At 68.0% G+C, this 17,085-nt stretch carries 13 protein-coding genes; 7 read left to right on the top strand and 6 right to left on the bottom strand.

The features are described from left to right. Nucleotides 1-77 precede the first annotated feature (77 nt). Nucleotides 78-1,727, bottom strand: a complete 1,650-nt coding sequence (gene groL, locus H4O10_RS19960) for a chaperonin GroEL (RefSeq protein ID WP_005411226.1) — start codon at nucleotides 1,725-1,727, stop codon at nucleotides 78-80. Between the two features lie 81 nt (nucleotides 1,728-1,808). Then, nucleotides 1,809-2,096 (bottom strand): co-chaperone GroES, encoded by a 288-nt coding sequence (locus tag H4O10_RS19955; RefSeq protein WP_005411227.1) that lies wholly within the window; start codon nucleotides 2,094-2,096, stop codon nucleotides 1,809-1,811. Nucleotides 2,097-2,408: 312 nt separating this feature from the next. Between H4O10_RS19955 and H4O10_RS19950 the strand changes: the two genes are divergently transcribed. The 5 genes from H4O10_RS19950 to H4O10_RS19930 all read left to right on the top strand — a co-directional run bounded on the left by H4O10_RS19950 (nucleotide 2,409) and on the right by H4O10_RS19930 (nucleotide 10,677). Next, entirely contained in the window at nucleotides 2,409-4,199 is a 1,791-nt protein-coding gene (locus H4O10_RS19950; RefSeq protein WP_049452361.1) for an endonuclease, read from the top strand. A 68-nt stretch (nucleotides 4,200-4,267) separates the two neighbouring features. Further along, on the top strand, nucleotides 4,268-4,606 hold the full coding sequence (gene cutA / locus H4O10_RS19945; protein WP_005411229.1) for a divalent-cation tolerance protein CutA: 339 nt from the start codon (nucleotides 4,268-4,270) through the stop codon (nucleotides 4,604-4,606). Continuing rightward, nucleotides 4,603-6,975 (top strand): protein-disulfide reductase DsbD, encoded by a 2,373-nt coding sequence (locus tag H4O10_RS19940; RefSeq protein ID WP_049452362.1) that lies wholly within the window; start codon nucleotides 4,603-4,605, stop codon nucleotides 6,973-6,975. The genes cutA and H4O10_RS19940 overlap by 4 nt, the downstream gene beginning before the upstream one ends. Beyond that, the gene (locus H4O10_RS19935) at nucleotides 6,972-7,535 is read left to right on the top strand and encodes a TlpA disulfide reductase family protein (protein WP_049452363.1); all 564 of its coding nucleotides are present in this window, start codon (nucleotides 6,972-6,974) and stop codon (nucleotides 7,533-7,535) included. Before H4O10_RS19940 ends, H4O10_RS19935 begins: the two co-directional genes overlap by 4 nt. 622 nt (nucleotides 7,536-8,157) lie before the next feature. After that, complete coding sequence (locus H4O10_RS19930; protein WP_049452085.1) at nucleotides 8,158-10,677, top strand: sulfite reductase flavoprotein subunit alpha; 2,520 nt, start codon at nucleotides 8,158-8,160, stop codon at nucleotides 10,675-10,677. 46 nt (nucleotides 10,678-10,723) lie between these two features. Here the strand turns inward: H4O10_RS19930 and H4O10_RS19925 are convergent, their stop codons facing one another. Beyond that, nucleotides 10,724-13,261 (bottom strand): methyl-accepting chemotaxis protein, encoded by a 2,538-nt coding sequence (locus H4O10_RS19925; RefSeq protein ID WP_049452086.1) that lies wholly within the window; start codon nucleotides 13,259-13,261, stop codon nucleotides 10,724-10,726. Nucleotides 13,262-13,464: 203 nt separating this feature from the next. Here H4O10_RS19925 and H4O10_RS19920 point away from each other — a divergent pair, with 203 nt between their 5' ends. After that, nucleotides 13,465-14,304 (top strand): arylamine N-acetyltransferase, encoded by an 840-nt coding sequence (locus tag H4O10_RS19920; RefSeq protein ID WP_049452087.1) that lies wholly within the window; start codon nucleotides 13,465-13,467, stop codon nucleotides 14,302-14,304. 65 nt (nucleotides 14,305-14,369) lie between these two features. Here the strand turns inward: H4O10_RS19920 and H4O10_RS19915 are convergent, their stop codons facing one another. From H4O10_RS19915 to H4O10_RS19905, 3 genes are read right to left on the bottom strand one after another with little or no spacing between them, the layout of a single operon-like run. Continuing rightward, nucleotides 14,370-14,741: a VOC family protein gene (locus tag H4O10_RS19915; RefSeq protein ID WP_049452088.1), complete on the bottom strand. Its 372-nt coding sequence runs from the start codon at nucleotides 14,739-14,741 to the stop codon at nucleotides 14,370-14,372. A gap of 22 nt (nucleotides 14,742-14,763) precedes the next feature. Next, nucleotides 14,764-15,402: a response regulator transcription factor gene (locus H4O10_RS19910; protein WP_049452089.1), complete on the bottom strand. Its 639-nt coding sequence runs from the start codon at nucleotides 15,400-15,402 to the stop codon at nucleotides 14,764-14,766. Next, nucleotides 15,399-16,499, bottom strand: coding sequence for a histidine kinase (locus H4O10_RS19905; RefSeq protein ID WP_182681062.1), 1,101 nt, complete (start codon nucleotides 16,497-16,499; stop codon nucleotides 15,399-15,401). Before H4O10_RS19905 ends, H4O10_RS19910 begins: the two co-directional genes overlap by 4 nt. A gap of 156 nt (nucleotides 16,500-16,655) precedes the next feature. On the opposite strand from H4O10_RS19905, the gene H4O10_RS19900 reads away from it, so the two are divergent. Beyond that, nucleotides 16,656-17,078 carry a DUF2141 domain-containing protein gene (locus tag H4O10_RS19900; RefSeq protein ID WP_012481398.1) on the top strand — a complete coding sequence of 141 codons (423 nt, stop codon included), beginning with the start codon at nucleotides 16,656-16,658 and terminating at the stop codon, nucleotides 17,076-17,078. The last annotated feature ends 7 nt before the right edge of the window (nucleotides 17,079-17,085 follow it).

The following is a 17,085-nucleotide window of genomic DNA, read 5'->3' as shown; positions in this document are numbered from 1 at the left end:
GCCTCGCGGCGGGGTTTTTCCGTGCATCGGGGAGACGCGCCGACCAGGGCCGGCAACGTCCGACGCGGGCGTGGACCTTAGAAGTCCATGCCGCCCATGCCACCCATGCCGCCCATGCCACCGGCGCCGCCCATGGCCGGCTCGTCCTTCTTCGGAGCTTCGGCAACCATCGCTTCGGTGGTGATCATCAGGCCAGCGATCGAGGCCGCGTTCTGCAGCGCCGAACGGGTCACCTTGGTCGGGTCCAGGATGCCGAACTGCAGCATGTCGCCGAACTCGCCGGTGGCGGCGTTGTAGCCGAAGCTGCCGGTGCCTTCCTTGACCTTGTTGATGATGACCGACGGCTCGTCACCGGCGTTGGCAACGATCTCGCGCAGCGGGGCTTCCATCGCACGCAGGGCGATCTGGATGCCGTGGTTCTGGTCTTCGTTGGCGCCCTTCAGGCCGGCCAGCGCGGTGATCGCGCGGACCAGGGCAACGCCGCCGCCCGGAACCACGCCTTCTTCAACGGCCGCACGGGTGGCGTGCAGGGCGTCGTCGACGCGATCCTTCTTTTCCTTCATTTCGATTTCGGTCGAGGCGCCGACCTTGATCACGGCAACACCGCCGGCCAGCTTGGCCACGCGTTCCTGCAGCTTCTCGCGGTCGTAATCCGAGGAGGTGTCCTGGATCTGGGTCTTGATCTGCGCCACGCGTGCATCAACGTTGGCCTTGTCGCCGACGCCGTCGATGATGGTGGTGTTCTCCTTGGAGACCTGCACCTTCTTGGCGCGGCCCAGGTCCTTGATGGTGGCCTTCTCCAGCGACAGGCCGACTTCTTCGGAGATCACGGTGCCGCCGGTCAGCACGGCCATGTCTTCCAGCATCGCCTTGCGACGGTCGCCGAAGCCCGGAGCCTTGACGGCCACGACCTTGACGATGCCACGGATGGTGTTGACGACCAGGGTGGCCAGCGCTTCGCCTTCAACTTCCTCGGCCACGATCAGCAGCGGCTTGCCGGCCTTGGCGACGCCTTCCAGCACCGGCAGCAGGTCACGGACGTTGGAGATCTTCTTGTCGTGCAGCAGGATGAACGGGTCATCCAGGTCAGCGGTCTGCGACTGCTGGTTGTTGATGAAGTACGGCGACAGGTAGCCGCGGTCGAACTGCATGCCCTTGACCACGTCCAGCTCGTTGTCCAGGCCCGAGCCTTCTTCAACGGTGATGACGCCTTCCTTGCCGACTTCCTTCATCGCGTCAGCGATGATCTGGCCGATCGACTCGTCCGAGTTGGCCGAGATGGTACCGACCTGGGCGATCGCCTTGTCGTCGGCGGTCGGCTTGGAGATGTTCTTCAGCTCGGCGACGGCGGCCGAAACGGCCTTGTCGATACCGCGCTTGAGGTCCATCGGGTTCATGCCGGCGGCAACGGCCTTGGCGCCTTCGCGGATCAGGGCCTGGGCCAGCACGGTGGCGGTGGTGGTGCCGTCGCCGGCATCGTCGTTGGTGCGCGAAGCAACTTCCTTCACCATCTGCGCGCCCATGTTCTCGAACTTGTCAGCCAGTTCGATTTCCTTGGCGACGGAGACGCCGTCCTTGGTGATGGTCGGGGCGCCGAAGCTCTTTTCCAGCACGACGTTGCGGCCCTTCGGGCCCAGGGTGGCCTTGACGGCATTGGCGAGAACGTTGACGCCGCGCACCATGCGCGAACGGGCGTCTTCACCGAAACGAATATCCTTGGCAGCCATTGCATTTACCTCATTGGTAGCGCCGGACGATGCCCGGCGGCTGGGAGTTTGGGATCAGGTTGAAACAGGTCGCGCCGAGGCTCAGCCGATGACGGCGAGCACGTCGTCTTCGCGCAGGACCTTGTACTCGACGCCTTCGCTCTTGTACGAGCTGCCGGCGTACTGGCCATAGATGACCTTGTCGCCGACCTTCAGCGACGGCGCGCGCACGTTGCCGTTGTCCAGCGGCTTGCCCGGGCCGACGGCCACGACCTCACCCTTGGTGGACTTTTCCTTGGCCGAGTCGGGGATGACGATGCCACCGGCGGAGATTTCGTCGGCTTCGATCGGCTTGACCACAACGCGGTCGTGCAGCGGCTTGATGCTCATAGGAGACCTCTTAAGTGATTGATTGGTCTAAAAAAGTCCGGCGATGTTAGCACTCACCCCAGGCGAGTGCCAGAACCGCACGTGAAGAAACCCGACAACGTCGGGAGCAGGGCAGAGATGGAGCCCCGCCGCCCCCTTTCAAGGGCGGAATGAAAAAATTTTTTCCACCCGCGCGCCTCGGCCAAGGCGTCGGTCCTGGACAATTTCGGTGACAAGCGTCGCACTGTCAGATATCTGACGTTCATTTACGACAAAGTGTCACTGGATCGGCCTTAGGCTCGGTCACGCATTCCCAATCACAAGGAGTAGTCGATGCGATTGCTGTCCCCGCTTGCCGCCGCCTGCCTGCTGGCACTGGCCGCGGCGCCGGCCCAGGCCGAGGTCTTCATCAACGAACTGCACTACGACGACAGCACCGCCGCCGGTGACGTCGGCGAAGCCATCGAAGTGGTCGCTACCGCAGGTGAAGACCTGTCCGGCTACCGCCTCTACCTCTACAACGGCAGCAATCCTTCGGCCGCCACGGTCTACGCCAACAACCCGGTCCCGGCCGGCACCGCCGCCGGTTGCGGCAGCGCCAGCATCGCCGTGGTCAACTACCCGACCAACGGCATCCAGAACGGCCCGAACGACGGCATCGCCCTGGTCGACGCCAGCGGCAAGGTGGTCCAGTTCCTCAGCTACGAGGGCGCCATCACCGCCTCCGGTGGCCCTGCCGCCGGCATGACCAGCCAGAACATTCCGGTGGCCGAGACCAACAGCACGGCCCCCGGCACCTCGTTGCAGCTGACCGGCAGCGGCAGCCAGTACGCCCACTTCACCTGGGCCGAGTCGGCCAGGCAGACCTTCGGCAGCTGCAACAACGGCCAGACCTTCAGTGGCGGCGGCACCCCGGGCCCGAACACGCCGCCGTCGGTGTCCACCACCACCCCGGCGCAGGGCAGCAGCACCTTCCCGGCCGCCGCCGATCTGGAAGTGGTGTTCAGCGAAACCGTGAACCTCGCCAGCGGCGCCTTCGCGCTGAGCTGCGGTACCTCCGGCAGCGTGCCGCTGACCTTCCCGGCCAGCGGGCGCAGCGTGAAGCTGTCCACCAACACCGCGCTGGTGGCCGGTGAAGCCTGCCGCTTCGACATCCGCGCCGCGCGCATCACCGACCTGCAGGGCGCATACCCGGCGGCCGACAGCCGCATCGCCTTCACCGTGGCCAGCACCGGCGGCAATCCGGACCCGGGCAACCCGGGTGTGCCGGCCGGCTACTACTCCAAGGTCAACACCTCCAGCCCGAGCCAGCTGCGCTGCTCGCTGCACGCGACAATCAAGGGCCACACCGCCTACCCGTACAGCGGCTCGGGCACCAGTACCTGGACCATCCTGGAGATCGCAGACGAGGACCCGAACAACCCGAACCGCATCCTCGACGCGTATCGCAACCGCAGCTACGCCAAGGTGACCGATCGCGCCGGCAGCGGCAGTGGCCTGAAGTACAACCGCGAGCACACCTGGCCGAACTCGCTGGGTTTTGCCACCACCACGGGTGACAAGGGCCTGCCGTACGCGCCCTATACCGACACCCACATGCTGTACCTGACCGATGCACAGTGGAACGCCGACCGTGGCAACAAGCCGTTCGGCAAGTGCGACGCCAGCTGCGGCGAGCGCGCCACCGAGGCCAACAACGGCCAGGGTGGCGGCAGTGGTGGCTATCCGGGCAACTCCAACTGGGTGCGCACGCCGGACGGCAACACCGGCACGTTCGAGGTGTGGGGCAAGCGCAAGGGCGACATGGCGCGTGCGGTGATGTACATGGCGATCCGCTACGAGGGCGGCAAGGATGCAGCCACTGGCCAGTCCGAGCCGGACCTGGAGCTGACCGACGACCGCAGCAGGATCGTCAAGACCAGCAGCTCGCCGGCCTACATGGGCCTGCTGTCGACGCTGATCGACTGGCACCTGTCCGACCCGCCGGATGATGCCGAGCGTGCGCGCAATGACGTGATCTACAGCTTCCAGGGCAACCGCAACCCGTTCATCGACCACCCCGAGTGGGCGACCCCTGGCCTGTTCACCTCGGCCAAGCCGGCCACCTGCCAGCTGGCCAACTGACCGCGCAACGCAGCGGTCCACGGCCGCCGCCGGGTCCTGACCCGGCGGCGGCCCTATACTCGACGGTCATGTCGACCGTCGATCCCGTCCTGCTGCTGTTGACCACCTGCCCGGACCTGGCCAGTGCCGAGCGCATCGCGCACGCGCTGGTTGGCGAGCGCCTGGCCGCGTGCGTGACCCGCCTCGATGGCGCGCAGTCGACCTACCGCTGGCAGGGCGAGGTGACCACCGACGCCGAGCTGCAGCTGCTGGTCAAGACCACCGCGAGTCGCGTCAATGACGCAATCGCCCGGATCGTCGAACTGCATCCGTATGAACTCCCGGAGTGCATCGCGGTCGAAACCCGGGCCGGCCTGCCGGCGTATCTGGATTGGATCCGGGCACAGACCCGGGAGGACACTGATTGAAGACTCTGTTTGCGCGTGGCGCCGCCCTGTGCGCCCTGTTGTGGCTCTCGCTGCCGGCGTTCGCCCTGGATGAGAAAGACCTGCTGCCGGTGGACCAGGCGTTCGCGCTGACCGCCACCGCCCCCGAACGTGGCCAGGTGCAACTGCAGTTCAAGATCGCGCCCGGCTATTACCTGTATCGCCACCGCACCAGCGTCAAGGCCGACCCGGCCTTCAATGCCGGCGCGCTGCAGATGCCCAAGGGCGACAAGCACCACGACGATTTCTTCGGCGAGGTCGAAACCTATCGCGAGCGCCTGCAGGCCACCCTGCCCGGCACGCCGACCGAGGCCGCCGGCACCATCAGCCTGGAAGTGCGTTACCAGGGCTGCGCAGATGCCGGTGTCTGCTACCCGCCGCAGAAGCGCGTGGTGCAGGTCACCCTGCCCGGCAGCGGTGCACAGGCCGCGGCCCCGGCCGCGCGCGCCGGTGCGGCCAGTCCGTTCAACAACCCGCTGGCCGGTGCCGGCAACAGCGGCGGCCTGCGCCTGCCAGGTGCGGCCAGCAACAGCCAGGCGCTGCCGCTGCCGTCGGAACAGGCGTTCGGCTTCGATGCCATCGCCAGCGACGGCAACACCCTGCTGCTGCGCTTCAGCCCGGCACCGGGCTACTACCTGTATCGCGACCGCACCTCGCTGAAGCTGGAAGGCAGCACCGGCGTGCAGGCCGGCACGCCGCGCTGGCCGGCCGCGCAGTCGCATCGCGACGAGCACTTCGGCGATGTCTCGGTGTATTTCAACCAGGTGGAAGTGCCGCTGCCGTTGCGGCGCACGGTTGCCGACGCGGTTGACGGCACCCTCGTGGTGACCTTCCAGGGCTGCCAGACCGATGGCATCTGCTACCCGCCAATGACCCGCCGGGTGAAGCTGTCGATCCCGGCCGGCAAGATCAACGCCAGCACGGATCAGGCGCCGCCGCGCAACGAGGTAATCAGCCCGTTGGCTGTGGCGCCACGCGAAGGCGCCAACGGCGCCCCCCTGCGCCTGCTGCCGACGGTGCCCAATACGGATGCCGTCCCCCCGGCCGTCGCAGGCACCGTGGACGGCAATGAATTCGCCGCCGATGCGCGCGGTGACAACGCGCTGCGTACGCGCCCGCCGGCGACCACACCGAACCCGGACCGTTCGTTCGTCTGGGTGCTGCTGCTGGCGCTGGCCGGCGGCCTGGTGTTGAACCTGATGCCCTGCGTGCTGCCGATCCTGTCGCTGAAGGTCCTGAGCCTGGCGCAGAGTGGCGAAAGCCCGCAGCGCGCACGCAGCCACGCGCTCTGGTACACCTTGGGCGTGCTGGTCGCATTCGCGGTGATCGGTGCGTTGATGGTGGGCCTGCGCGCAATCGGCAACGCCGTCGGCATCGGCTTCCAGCTGCAGCACCCGGGCGTGGTGGCGGCGCTGGCCTACATCATGTTCGCGGTAGGCCTGAGCCTGTCCGGCGTGTTCACCCTGGGCGGCGGCATCGGCAACCTGGGCCAGTCGCTGGCCAGCCGCAGCGGCCCGGCCGGTGACTTCTTCACCGGTGCGCTGGCCTGCGTGGTCGGCAGTGCCTGCGTCGGCCCGTTCATGGGTGGCGCGATTGCCTACGCGTTCATTGCCCCGCCGCTGAAGGCGATGACCGTGTTCCTGTTCCTCGGCCTGGGCCTGGCGCTGCCGTTCCTGCTGATCGGCTTCGTGCCGGCGCTGGCGCGCCGCCTGCCCAAGCCCGGCCCGTGGATGGAAACGCTCAAGCACGTGCTGGCCTTCCCGATGTACGCCACCGCGCTGTGGCTGCTGTGGGTGCTGGGCAAGCAACGCGGCGTGGACGGCATGGCGCTGGTGCTGGGTGGCCTGTTGCTGTTCGCCTTCGGCCTGTGGCTGTTCGAGCGCAACCGCTGGACCGGCTCGCGTGCGGTGACGCTGCTCGGCGTGCTGCTGGCGATCGGCGCATTGGTACCGGCCTGGGGCGTGACCCAGCTGGCAGCGCCGGCACGCGCCGCACAGGCCGCCAGCGACAACGTGGTGGAGTATTCGCCGCAGTTGCTGGACCGCCTGCGCGCCGACAACCGCGTGGTGTTCGTCAACATGACCGCCGACTGGTGCGTGAGCTGCAAGGCCAACGAGCGCGCCGTGCTGTCGCGGCCGGAGTTCAAGGACCTGCTCAAGCGCACCAACGCGGTGTACATGCGCGGTGACTACACCAACGTCGATCCGCAGATCACCACGTTCCTGGAAGAGCACAAGGCCGTCGGCGTGCCGCTGTACGTGGTGTACGGCCCCGGCGCACCGCCGACCGTGCTGCCGACCCTGCTGACCCAGGCGGTGGTGGAGGAAGCGCTGCTGCGCACCGCACGATGAAGTGGCAACGGCCAGCGCTGCTGTGGACAGCGGTGCTGGCCGCCGGCCTTGGCCTGTGGGCCGGGCATCGATTGGCTCCTGCGCCGGTTGCGCCTGAGGCCATGCCAGCGGCGCCTGCTATGGCGGCTGCGGCACCGGCCCTGCAGGTCGGCGACAGCCTGCCCGCGCTGTCGCTGCCCGATCTTGAAGGCCGGCCGCTGGACCTGCGCCAGCACGCTGGCGGTCGCCCGCTGTTGATCAATGTCTGGGCCAGCTGGTGCGCGCCCTGCGTTGAAGAAATGCCCGAACTGGCGCGTTTCGCACATATCCAGGGCGAGCACGGTGTGCAGGTGCTGGGACTGGCGCTGGATACGCCGGAGGACGTGCGCGGTTTCCTGCAGCGGGTACCGGTGGATTATCCGATCGTGATCGAGACCCCGGGGCCGCGCGATGCCAGCGTGCAGCTGGGCAATACACAGGGCCTGCTGCCCTACAGCGTGCTGTTCGATGCGCAGGGGCGGCTGGTGAAGGCAAAGCTGGGACCGTTCGCCCACGGCGAGATCGACAGCTGGGTGAAGTGAGGGTGTTTTTTGCAGGGCTTGCAGCCCTGCACCCTGCTCGATGCAACGGCAACAGCCAAAGCCAAAGCGGGCATTCCGTGGGATGGCGGGGCAGTGTCGGAGTGCGGGGACGCTGCAAGTACGTCCCTGTAAGCTTGGCAGCCGCATCCATGCGGCTGACACCCCGCACTCCGACACCGCCCCGCCTCTGACAGATCTTCGCGGCTGTTGGTAGGTGTCGACCTTGGTCGACACATCTGTCAGATATCGAATGAAATTCCGGGGTCAGATCCGTTTTCCTACGGAAAACGGATCTGACCCCAAGAGTATTTCCGACAGATCGCAGGAAACTGTCGAAGGCGGGGTGGGTCCGGTTGAGGGGGCGTGAGCCGCATGGATGCGGCGACCGAGCTTACATGGACGTACTTGCAGCGTCCCCCTCAACCGGACCCACCCCGCCAACCCACGGAAAGCCAGCTTTTGACGTTGACGTTGCTCCGGCTTGTAGCGGGTGCAGGGCTGCAAAGCCCTGCAACAAAACCCTCCTTGACCGTAGCCCGTCCGCCACGGAGAATTCCGCGACTAATTCTCATTTGCTGTTGCGCAGGATGCGGGCGGCAGCCTTCCAGGCCCTCCTCCTTCCATGTTCAAGAACGTCCTGTTCCAACTGCACTGGCTGCTGGGCATCACCGCCGGTGCCGTATTGGCCGTGATGGGCCTCAGCGGCGCCGTGCTGTCCTTCGAGGACGAACTGCTGCGGGCGGCCAACCCCGGCTTCGCCGAAATCGCCGAGCACCATGCCGACGGCCAGCTTCCGCTTGAACTCAGCGAACTGGTGCCGCTGCTGCAGGCCGGCGGTGATCGCCCCCTGCAGCGCCTGCGCGTGGACGCCACCGGGCAGCGGCCCTCGGTGGCACGCTTCGCTGGTGGCAAGGAACACTGGGTCTACTTCGACCCGTACAGCGGCGAGCGCTTCAGTGCCTTGCGTGGGCAGGCGTTCTTCGACTTCGTCGAGGACCTGCACCGCCACCTCGCCGCGGGCGAGCGCGGCAAGTGGATCACCGGCAGCTGTGCGATCGCGCTGCTGTTCTTCACCCTGTCCGGTCTTTACCTGCGCTGGCCGCGCCGCTGGTGGCACTGGCGCAGCTGGCTGGCGGTGGAATGGAAACGCAGCGGCCGTGGCTTCCTGTGGAGCCTGCACTCGGTGGTCGGCACCTGGGTGCTGCTGATCTACCTGATGAGTGCGCTGACCGGCCTGTGGTGGTCCTTCGACTGGTATCGCAGTGCCGCCAATACGCTGCTGGGCGTCGCACCGGCCGCCAAGCACAAGGTCGCCACCGGCGCCGCCCTGAACCTGGAGCGCATCGAAGCCACGCTGTATGCCCTGCCCGGCGTGCACACCGGCTACATCGACCTGCGCCTGCCGGAAAAGCCTGGCCAGGCGGTCAACGTGCGGGTGATGGCTGGCGATCCGTCACGGCGCGGTGGCCACCATGACCGTGCACATGATCTGCTGCAGCTGGATCCGGCCAGCGGGGCAATCCTCGATTCGCGCCCCTACGCGCGCCAGGGCGCCGGCGCGCAGCTGGCCACCAGCGTGTTCGCGTTGCACTCGGGCAGCTACTTCGGCATGCCCGGGCGTGTCGTGGTGATGCTCAGCAGTCTGGCCATGAGCCTGTTCTTCATCACCGGCTGGATGCTGTACCTGGACCGCCGCCGCAGCCAGCGTGCCGCGCGCGGGCTGCGCCGGTCGCTGCCGGTTGCCACCGATGATGGCCGCGCACCTTGGCTGGTCGTGCATGCCAGCCAGAGCGGGCTGGGCGAGCAGCTGGCCTGGCGTGCCGCCGCGCAGCTGCAGGCCGCTGGCCATGGCGTGCAGGTACTGCCATTGGCCCGGGTCGATGCCACGCAGCTCGCGCGCACTGCGCAGGCATTGTTCGTGCTGAGCACCTTCGGCGATGGCGAGCCGCCAGATGCGGCACGGGGCGCTGCGCGGCGGCTGCTGGCACAAGCGCCCGATCTGTCGGGCCTGCAGTTCGGCCTGCTCGCCCTGGGCGACCGCCAGTACCCGCATTACTGCGGCTTTGGCCGCCAATTCGATGGCTGGCTGCTGGGCAACGGCGCACGTGCGCTGTTCGAGCGCATCGATGTCGATGCCGCCGCGATACCGGCGCTGCGCCAGTGGCAGCAACATCTCGGCGCGCTGACCGGCATCGCCACCGATGACAGCGTGTTGCCGGCCGCGACGCAGATGCACGAGTGGCGCCTGCTCGGCCGTGACCGCCTCAATCCAGGCAGCGTGGGCGGCGCCATCTGGCGCATCCGTCTTGCGCCACCGGCCGACGCGCAATGGCAGGCGGGCGACATCCTGCGCGTCGCGCCCCGCCACAACGCGCGGCACGCCGCTGCGGTGCTGAAGGCACATGGGTTGGATCCCCAGCAGCCGTTGCTGATTGACGGCCAGCCGCGCACGCTGTTGGCGCTGGCCAGCGAGCGCGAGCTGCCCGATGCCGATGCTGCGCTGGCGGTGCAGGATGCGTGCCTCTGGCTGGCAGGGCTGCCACTGCTGCCGGGGCGCGAGTACTCCATCGCATCCTGTACGGATGACGGTGCGGTCGAACTGGTGGTGCGGCTGGTCCATGACGAAACCGGACGCACCGGCCTGGGTTCGGGCTGGCTGTCGCTGCATGCGCCGGTCGGTGCCAGCATCGTGGCCCGCGTGCACCGCAACCCCGGTTTCCATCGCGTTGGCGGTGCGCCGATGGTGCTGATCGGCAATGGCACCGGCATCGCGGGCCTGCGCAGCCTGCTGCGCGAAGCCGCGCATGCAGGTGAGCACGGGCACTGGCTGCTGTTCGGCGAACGCCAGCGCGCGCACGACTTCCTGTTCGCCGATGAGATCGAAGCGTGGCAGGCCGATGGCCATCTCGCGCGGGTGGACCTGGCGTTCTCGCGCGATGGTGAGGGCGGCTATGTGCAGGATCGCCTGCGTGCAGCAGCCGATGCCCTGCGCGACTGGATGCAGCGTGGTGCGGTCATCCACGTCTGCGGTTCGCTGCTGGGCATGGCCGAAGGCGTGGACCAGGTGCTGCGCGAAGCGCTGGGTGATGAAGAAGTGGAAACGCTGCTGGAGACAGGGCGCTACCGTCGCGACGTGTATTGAGCCACAAGGGTAGTGCCGGCCAGCGGCCGGCACTACCGGAGCACGATCAGGCCGCAGCGCGCGCCTGTGGCATCGACTGCAACTGGAACGCGCCCACCGCTTCGGCCAGCGCGTGTACCTGCGCCTGCATCTGCGCGGTGGAGGCACCAGCCTCTTCCACCAGGCTGGCGTTGCGCTGGGTGCTGGCTTCCATCTGCACGATGGTCTGCTTCACCTGCGCGATGCCGGCATGCTGGTCCTGCGATGCACTGCGGATACCGGCCAGCAGCTCGGCCAGCTGCTGCACGCTGCCAACGATCTCGCCCATCGTGATGCCCGCCTGCTCGGCCTGCTGGTTGCCCTGGCCAACACGCGCCACCGAATCCTCGATCAGTCCTTTGATCTGCTTGGCCGCTTCGGCACTGCGCTGGGCCAGCAGGCGCACTTCCGCAGCCACCACGGCGAAGCTGCGGCCCTGCTCACCTGCGCGCGCGGCTTCCACCGCGGCATTCAGCGCGAGGATGTTGGTCTGGAAAGCGATGCCATCGATCAGCTGGGTGATGTCGCCGATCCGCCGCGAGGCCTCGCTGATGCCATGCATGGTCGCGACCACCTGGCCGACGGCCTCGCCGCCGCGCTGGGCCACCGCGGCCGCCCCCTGCACCAGGGCATCGGCGCGGCCCGCGGCATCGGCGTTGCGGCCAACGGTGTCGGTCAACTCGTGCATCGACGCTGCCGTCTCTTCAAGGTTGGCCGCCTGCTGTTCGGTACGCTGCGACAGATCATGGTGACCGGCAACGATCTCACCCACACCGGTGTCGAGGCTGGACGTCGCCTGCTGGATGCGGGTGACGATGCGGCCCAGTTGCGCGACCGTGGCGTTGGCATCGTCGCGCATGCGTGCGAACACGCCCTGCAGCTCACCTTCCATGCGCACGCTGAGGTCACCACGGGCCAGCGCCGCCAGAAGCGCCTGCAGATCGCCGAGGTTGGTCTCGAAGGTCGCCAGCAGGCGGTTGATGCTGGTCGACAACGTGCGCACGAAGCCCTGTTTTCCCTCCAGCGCGATGCGGCCGTGCAGGTCGCCATGTGCGGCGGCGTCGACCAGTGCTGCCACTTCGGTTTCCAGCAGCGTTTCCAGCGCGCGGCTGCGCCACTCCACTGCCACGCCGAGGAAATGCCCTTCGTCGGTGATGGCATTGGCGATCAACTGATAGCGGACGCCGGCATGACCGATCTCGCGCTCCTCGCGCTGGCGCACGCCAGCCAGGCTGGCCAGTGCCGGATGCAGGCGTACCGCATCGCTCCCCACCAGATCTTCAAGCCGGAGTGCAAGCTGCTCCAGCAGCGCCGGATTGGCGTACGCCACCAGGCCTTCGGCATCGATCACCATCAAGCCGGCCTGTGCGCTGTCCAATGCCTGGCGCACGCGGGTGTTGCCGCGGGCCACCGCACGCTCGGTCTCGATGCGCGCGCGCAGGCGCTGCTGCATGTCGACCAGGCGCTGGGCCAGCTGGCCGATTTCATCGTTGGCGTTGTAGACGCGCAGGGTGGTGTCGAGGCGGTCGTCGGCGATGTCGCTGGCGAAACGCAGGGTGTCCTGGATCGGCTGGCGCACCGCACGCAGCACCAGCACCAGGCTGGTGATCAGCACGCCGGCCACCAGCAGCAGGGTCAGTGCGAACACCACGCTCATGGTGCGCGCGCCGGCCTGCTGGCGTGCCTGCGCCCTGGCCAGCGCCGCCACCTGTGCCTGCTGGAATGCGGCCAACGCCGGCGCTACGCCCGTGGCGGTATCCAGCAGCGACTGCGCTTCCACATCCAGGCCGACGCGGGCAGCGGTATACCCCAGCAGTGCGGCCTGATACGCCTCCATCCCGGTGCGCAGGGTGTCCTGCACATCCGCAGGCAGGCCCGCCAGCGCGAGGTCGAACGGCAGCTTCTCCTCGCTGGCGCGGTCGGCGTGGGTGGAATCACCGTCGAGCAGCAGCAGTGCCTCCTGCCTTCGCATCTTCTGCAGGGACAGCGCCAGCGCTGGCCGCTGCTGCACATCCACCTGCGCCTGCAGGGTGTCGGCGGCCTGCTGCAGCTGCGCAGCGAGGCCGGCATCACCACGGCCCATCTCGTCGACCCGTTCGAACAGGGCGGCCACACCCTGCGAGAACGCGTCGGCGGCTTCGGTCAGCGCCTGCAGGGCCTTGCGCCGGCCAGCATCCATCGGCATCGCGCGCAGCGCCTGCAGATCGGTCTGCAACGCCTTCTGCGTGGCCAACAGCTGCGCGCGGTCGGCATCATCGAAACTGCGTGCATACTGGGTCTGCAGGCGACGCGCTTCGGCCACCCGCGTGGACAGGCTGGCAGCCAGATCGCTGCCGCGCTGGTAGCTGGCCTGGCTGCGCGCAGCCAGTGCGTTGGCATGGCCAGTCCAGGCGTAGACAGCAGCGATCGCCACCAGGCCCAGGCCGCAGATCCACAGTGTGGCCTTGAGCTTGTTGGCCACGCTGAGCCGATGTGGCTGCAGCCAGCGCAGCAGCCCGGGGGACGCCGAGTGCAACGCAGCAAGGCGCGTGCGCAGGGACCGGAGGTGGGGGACAACGGCCGACATGACAGACTCCAGGTGGAAAGACGCACCTTTATCGGCCTGACTCAGGACAACTTTAGCGCTTTCTTCGTCTGCGTCCCCCCATCGCTGGTGGACGCGGCCTTTGTACCGGGTGCAGGCGACGGAGGCATGACACGGCCACCGCGCTTGACCTCAACCCCGGTTTGGGGAACACAGTGGACGCCCCTCCCCCGCCCGCTGCCTCCATGACGACGCTCGATGTCCCCCGCTACCTGCAGCGCCTGCAGCTGGATGCACCGCCACCGCGGACCCTGGCCGGCCTGACCCTGCTGCAGCAGCGCCACAACGCACTGCTGCCCTTCGAGACACTCAGCTGCCTGCTGCGCGATGCGGTGCCGATCGACCTGGACAGCGTGCAGCGCAAGCTGCTCGACGAGCGCCGCGGTGGTTACTGCTTCGAACTCAATGGCGGGTTGCTGGCGCTGCTGCAGGCATTGGGCTTCGATGCGCAGCCATTGAGCGCGCGGGTACTGCTGGCCGCCCAGGACGGCGAACTGACCGCGCGTACCCACCTGCTGCTGCGCGTGAACGTAGACAGCGACGATTGGCTGGTGGATGCCGGTTTCGGCAGCCTGACCCCGACCGTGCCGCTGCGCCTGCATGATCCGCAGCCGCAGGCCACGCCGCACGAACGCTTTCTGCTGCAGCGCCTGCCCGACGAGGGTGATTTCGTGCTGTCGGCCGAGTCCAACGATGGTTGGCGGGCGATGTATCGGTTCGACCTGCAGGCGCCGGCACCGATCGACAACGTGGTGGGCAACTGGTACGTGTGCACCCATCCCGATTCCAGTTTCCCCGGGCAGCTGCGCGCGTCGCTGACCGGGCCGGACTGGCGCCGCACCATCGGCAGCGGCAACTACACCGAGTATCGCGCCGGGCAGGCACCGGACAAGCGCCCGCTGCATGATGTGGGGGATGTGCGTGCCGTGCTGCAACAGCGCTTCGGCATGCAGCTACCGGACGACCCGCGACTGGACCCGGCCATCAATGACTGGCTGCAGCGCTCGCGCGCCGCGACCTTGTAGGGCCGAGCCCATGCTCGGCTGAACTGGAGCGGGTGGGCCAACAGCAGCCGAGCGTGGTCTCGGCTCTACAGAGCTGCGCGCGCCTGCAGCGCAATGCGGTTGCCTTCGCTGTCGCGGATCTCGGCCACGCGCCAGTCGCCCGCATCGGCGGGTCCGAAGCGCAGCTCGGCGCCCGCTTGCAGTGCTCGCTCCAGGCTCGCATCCAGGTCATCGACGCCGATGTAGACGCGCGCCCCCTGTTCGGAAGGCCGGTAGTCCGCGCCGTGCACCAGCGCAATGCTGGCACCGGCGGCCTCATCAGAGAACGGCAGGTAGGCCATCCGGCAGTCGTGCAGCACGACAGGTTCGTCCACCGCGACCTGCAGCCACCGCTGGTAGAACGTGATGGCACGGTCCAGGTCACTGGCCGGGATTTCCACATGCAGGATCGGGTTCACTGGCACTCCTTGCTCGGTCCACTCAGATGATGCGCAGGGTAATCGCCTTCAGCACTGCACGGGTGCGATCGCGGGTGCCCAGCTTGTCGAGTATGGCGGACACGTAGTTCTTCACCGTGCCCTCGGCCAGGAACAGGCTGCGCGCGATCTCCTTGTTGCTGTAGCCACCGGCCAGCAAGCGCAGGATCGCCACCTCGCGTTCCCCGAAGGTATCGGTGGGCGGTGCTTCATCGTGGAAGCGGTAGCGGGCGCGTACCGGCTCGGTGCTGACCGGCAGCAGCAGGGTTTCGCCAGCGGCGACGCGCTCGATCGCCTCGCGCAGGTCTGCGGGTGCGGCGTCCTTGAGCAGGAAGCCCTGTGCGCCGGCCTCGCTGGCAAGCAGCAGCAGATCACTTTCATCAAAGGTCGTCAGCAGCAGCCACGGCGTGGCATCGCCGCGCGCGCGCAGCTGGCGCACTGCCTCGATGCCGTCCATCCCGGGCATGCGGATGTCACTGAGCACAACATCCACGCGCTGGGTGGACAGCGCGTCCAGCAACGCCTGGCCCTCCTCGGCCTCCAGCGCCACGTCCACGCCCAACCCCTGCAACAACGCACGCAGCCCGGCGCGGACCAGCGCCTGGTCGTCGGCCAGGGCAACACGGATCGCGCTGCCGTTCATGCCGGCACCCAGGCGGTCAGGTGCATGCCGCCCTGTGCGGTGCGGGCCAGTTCCAACTGGCCACGCACTGCGGCCAGGCGCTCACGCATGCCGGCGATGCCGTTGCCCTCGCGGATACGTTCGGCGCGCTGGCCGTCGTCACGGATGTCGATACGCAACCGGGAGTCCTCCTCGTTGATCGTCAGCCATACGGTGTCTGCGTTGCCATGCCGGGCGGCATTGGTCAGCGCTTCCTGTACCAGGCGCAGCACGGTCTCGGCCATCAGCGGGTCAACCACGCGCACGCACTCGCCGATCTGCAGCTGCAGCTTCGGGCGCGGGAACGGCGCGGCCAGCGCGTGCAATGCGGTGGCCAGATCGAGGCCGCGATCATCGCGCATCGAACGCACCACCTGGCGGATGTCGGCCAGCAACTCGCCGGACAGCTGCTCGGCCAGCACCAATCCTTCGCGCCTGGCCAACACAGGGTCGGCCGCAAGGGCACGCAGGTTCAAGCGCATCGCGGTGAGCTTGTGCCCGGCCACATCGTGCAGTTCGCGCGCCAGGCGCAGGCGCTCGGCATCGCGTGCGCTGTCGGCCAGCAGCGCGCGGGTGGCCAGCAGGTCGGCGTTGACGCGGGCCAGGTCATCGCGGGCCAGCGCCGTGCTGCGGGCATAGTGTGCGGTCAGTGCGGCAAAGGCCTGGAAGCCGCCATAGAGCAGCACCACCAGCAGCGGCTGGCTGAAGCCGCTGTGGCGCAGCACGAGATACATGGCGAGGTTGGCCAGCAGTGCAACAGCCAGCACGAAGCGCGGTGGCCAATGCTCGGCCAGCTGCGCCACCAGCACCACCAGCAGTACCGGTGCGGTGCCGGTACGCGGCTGCAGCGCAACCAGCACGACCGCCAGCAACGCCTGCAACACCGCCGCGACAGCGCGCACGCGTGATGGCACCGACGCCCAGCCGTGCACCACGAACAGCAGCAGGAACACGGCAAGCAGCAGCAGGCTCAGCCCGGCACCGTTGCGCTGCACCGCGAATGACAGGCCCACCACCAGCACGGTGGCCAGGCCGGCGAGGCTGAGGGGACGCAACAGATGGCGGAACAGGCTGGGCATGGCCAGATGCTGACCGCCGCGCACGCCGGCGGCAATGGGTCCGGCGCAGAAAGTGACTTCTGGCACGTCGAATCGATGACCACTGGCCCTGAACCCGGTGCAGCGCCGCACGCAGACTGGCGCCACACCGCCACACACACTTCCGGAGCCACTGCCATGATCCGCACCGCCCTGCTCAGCACCGCCCTGACTGCCCTGGCCCTGGCCGGCAGTGCCCACGCCGCCGACCTGGCCGTGACCGTGCACGACGTCCGTGTGCAGACCGGCACCCTGCGCGTTGCGCTGGTCGACAGCGCGGCCGCCTGGGACGGCAAGGCCAGGCCCGTGCAGGCCCAGCAGGCGGCGCCCAGCGGCGACAGCGCCCACTTCACGTTCAAGGGCGTTCCGGCCGGCAGCTATGCAGTGCTGCTCACCCACGACGAGAACGACAACGGCAAGCTCGACACCAACCTGGTCGGGATGCCGGTGGAGGGCTACGGCTTCAGCAACAACCCGCAGGTGATGCGCAAGCCGACCTTCGACGAGGCGCGCGTCGACGTACCGGCCGCCGGCACCGCCATCGACATCACCCTGCGCTGATTCCTGC

It is taken from the genome of Stenotrophomonas sp. I18B00994 (assembly GCF_014145825.1).
Classification (GTDB): Bacteria; Pseudomonadota; Gammaproteobacteria; order Xanthomonadales; family Xanthomonadaceae; genus Stenotrophomonas; species Stenotrophomonas maltophilia.
The sequence above is the reverse complement of the archived record's forward strand: the minus strand, read 5'-3'. Positions and strand labels throughout refer to the sequence as shown.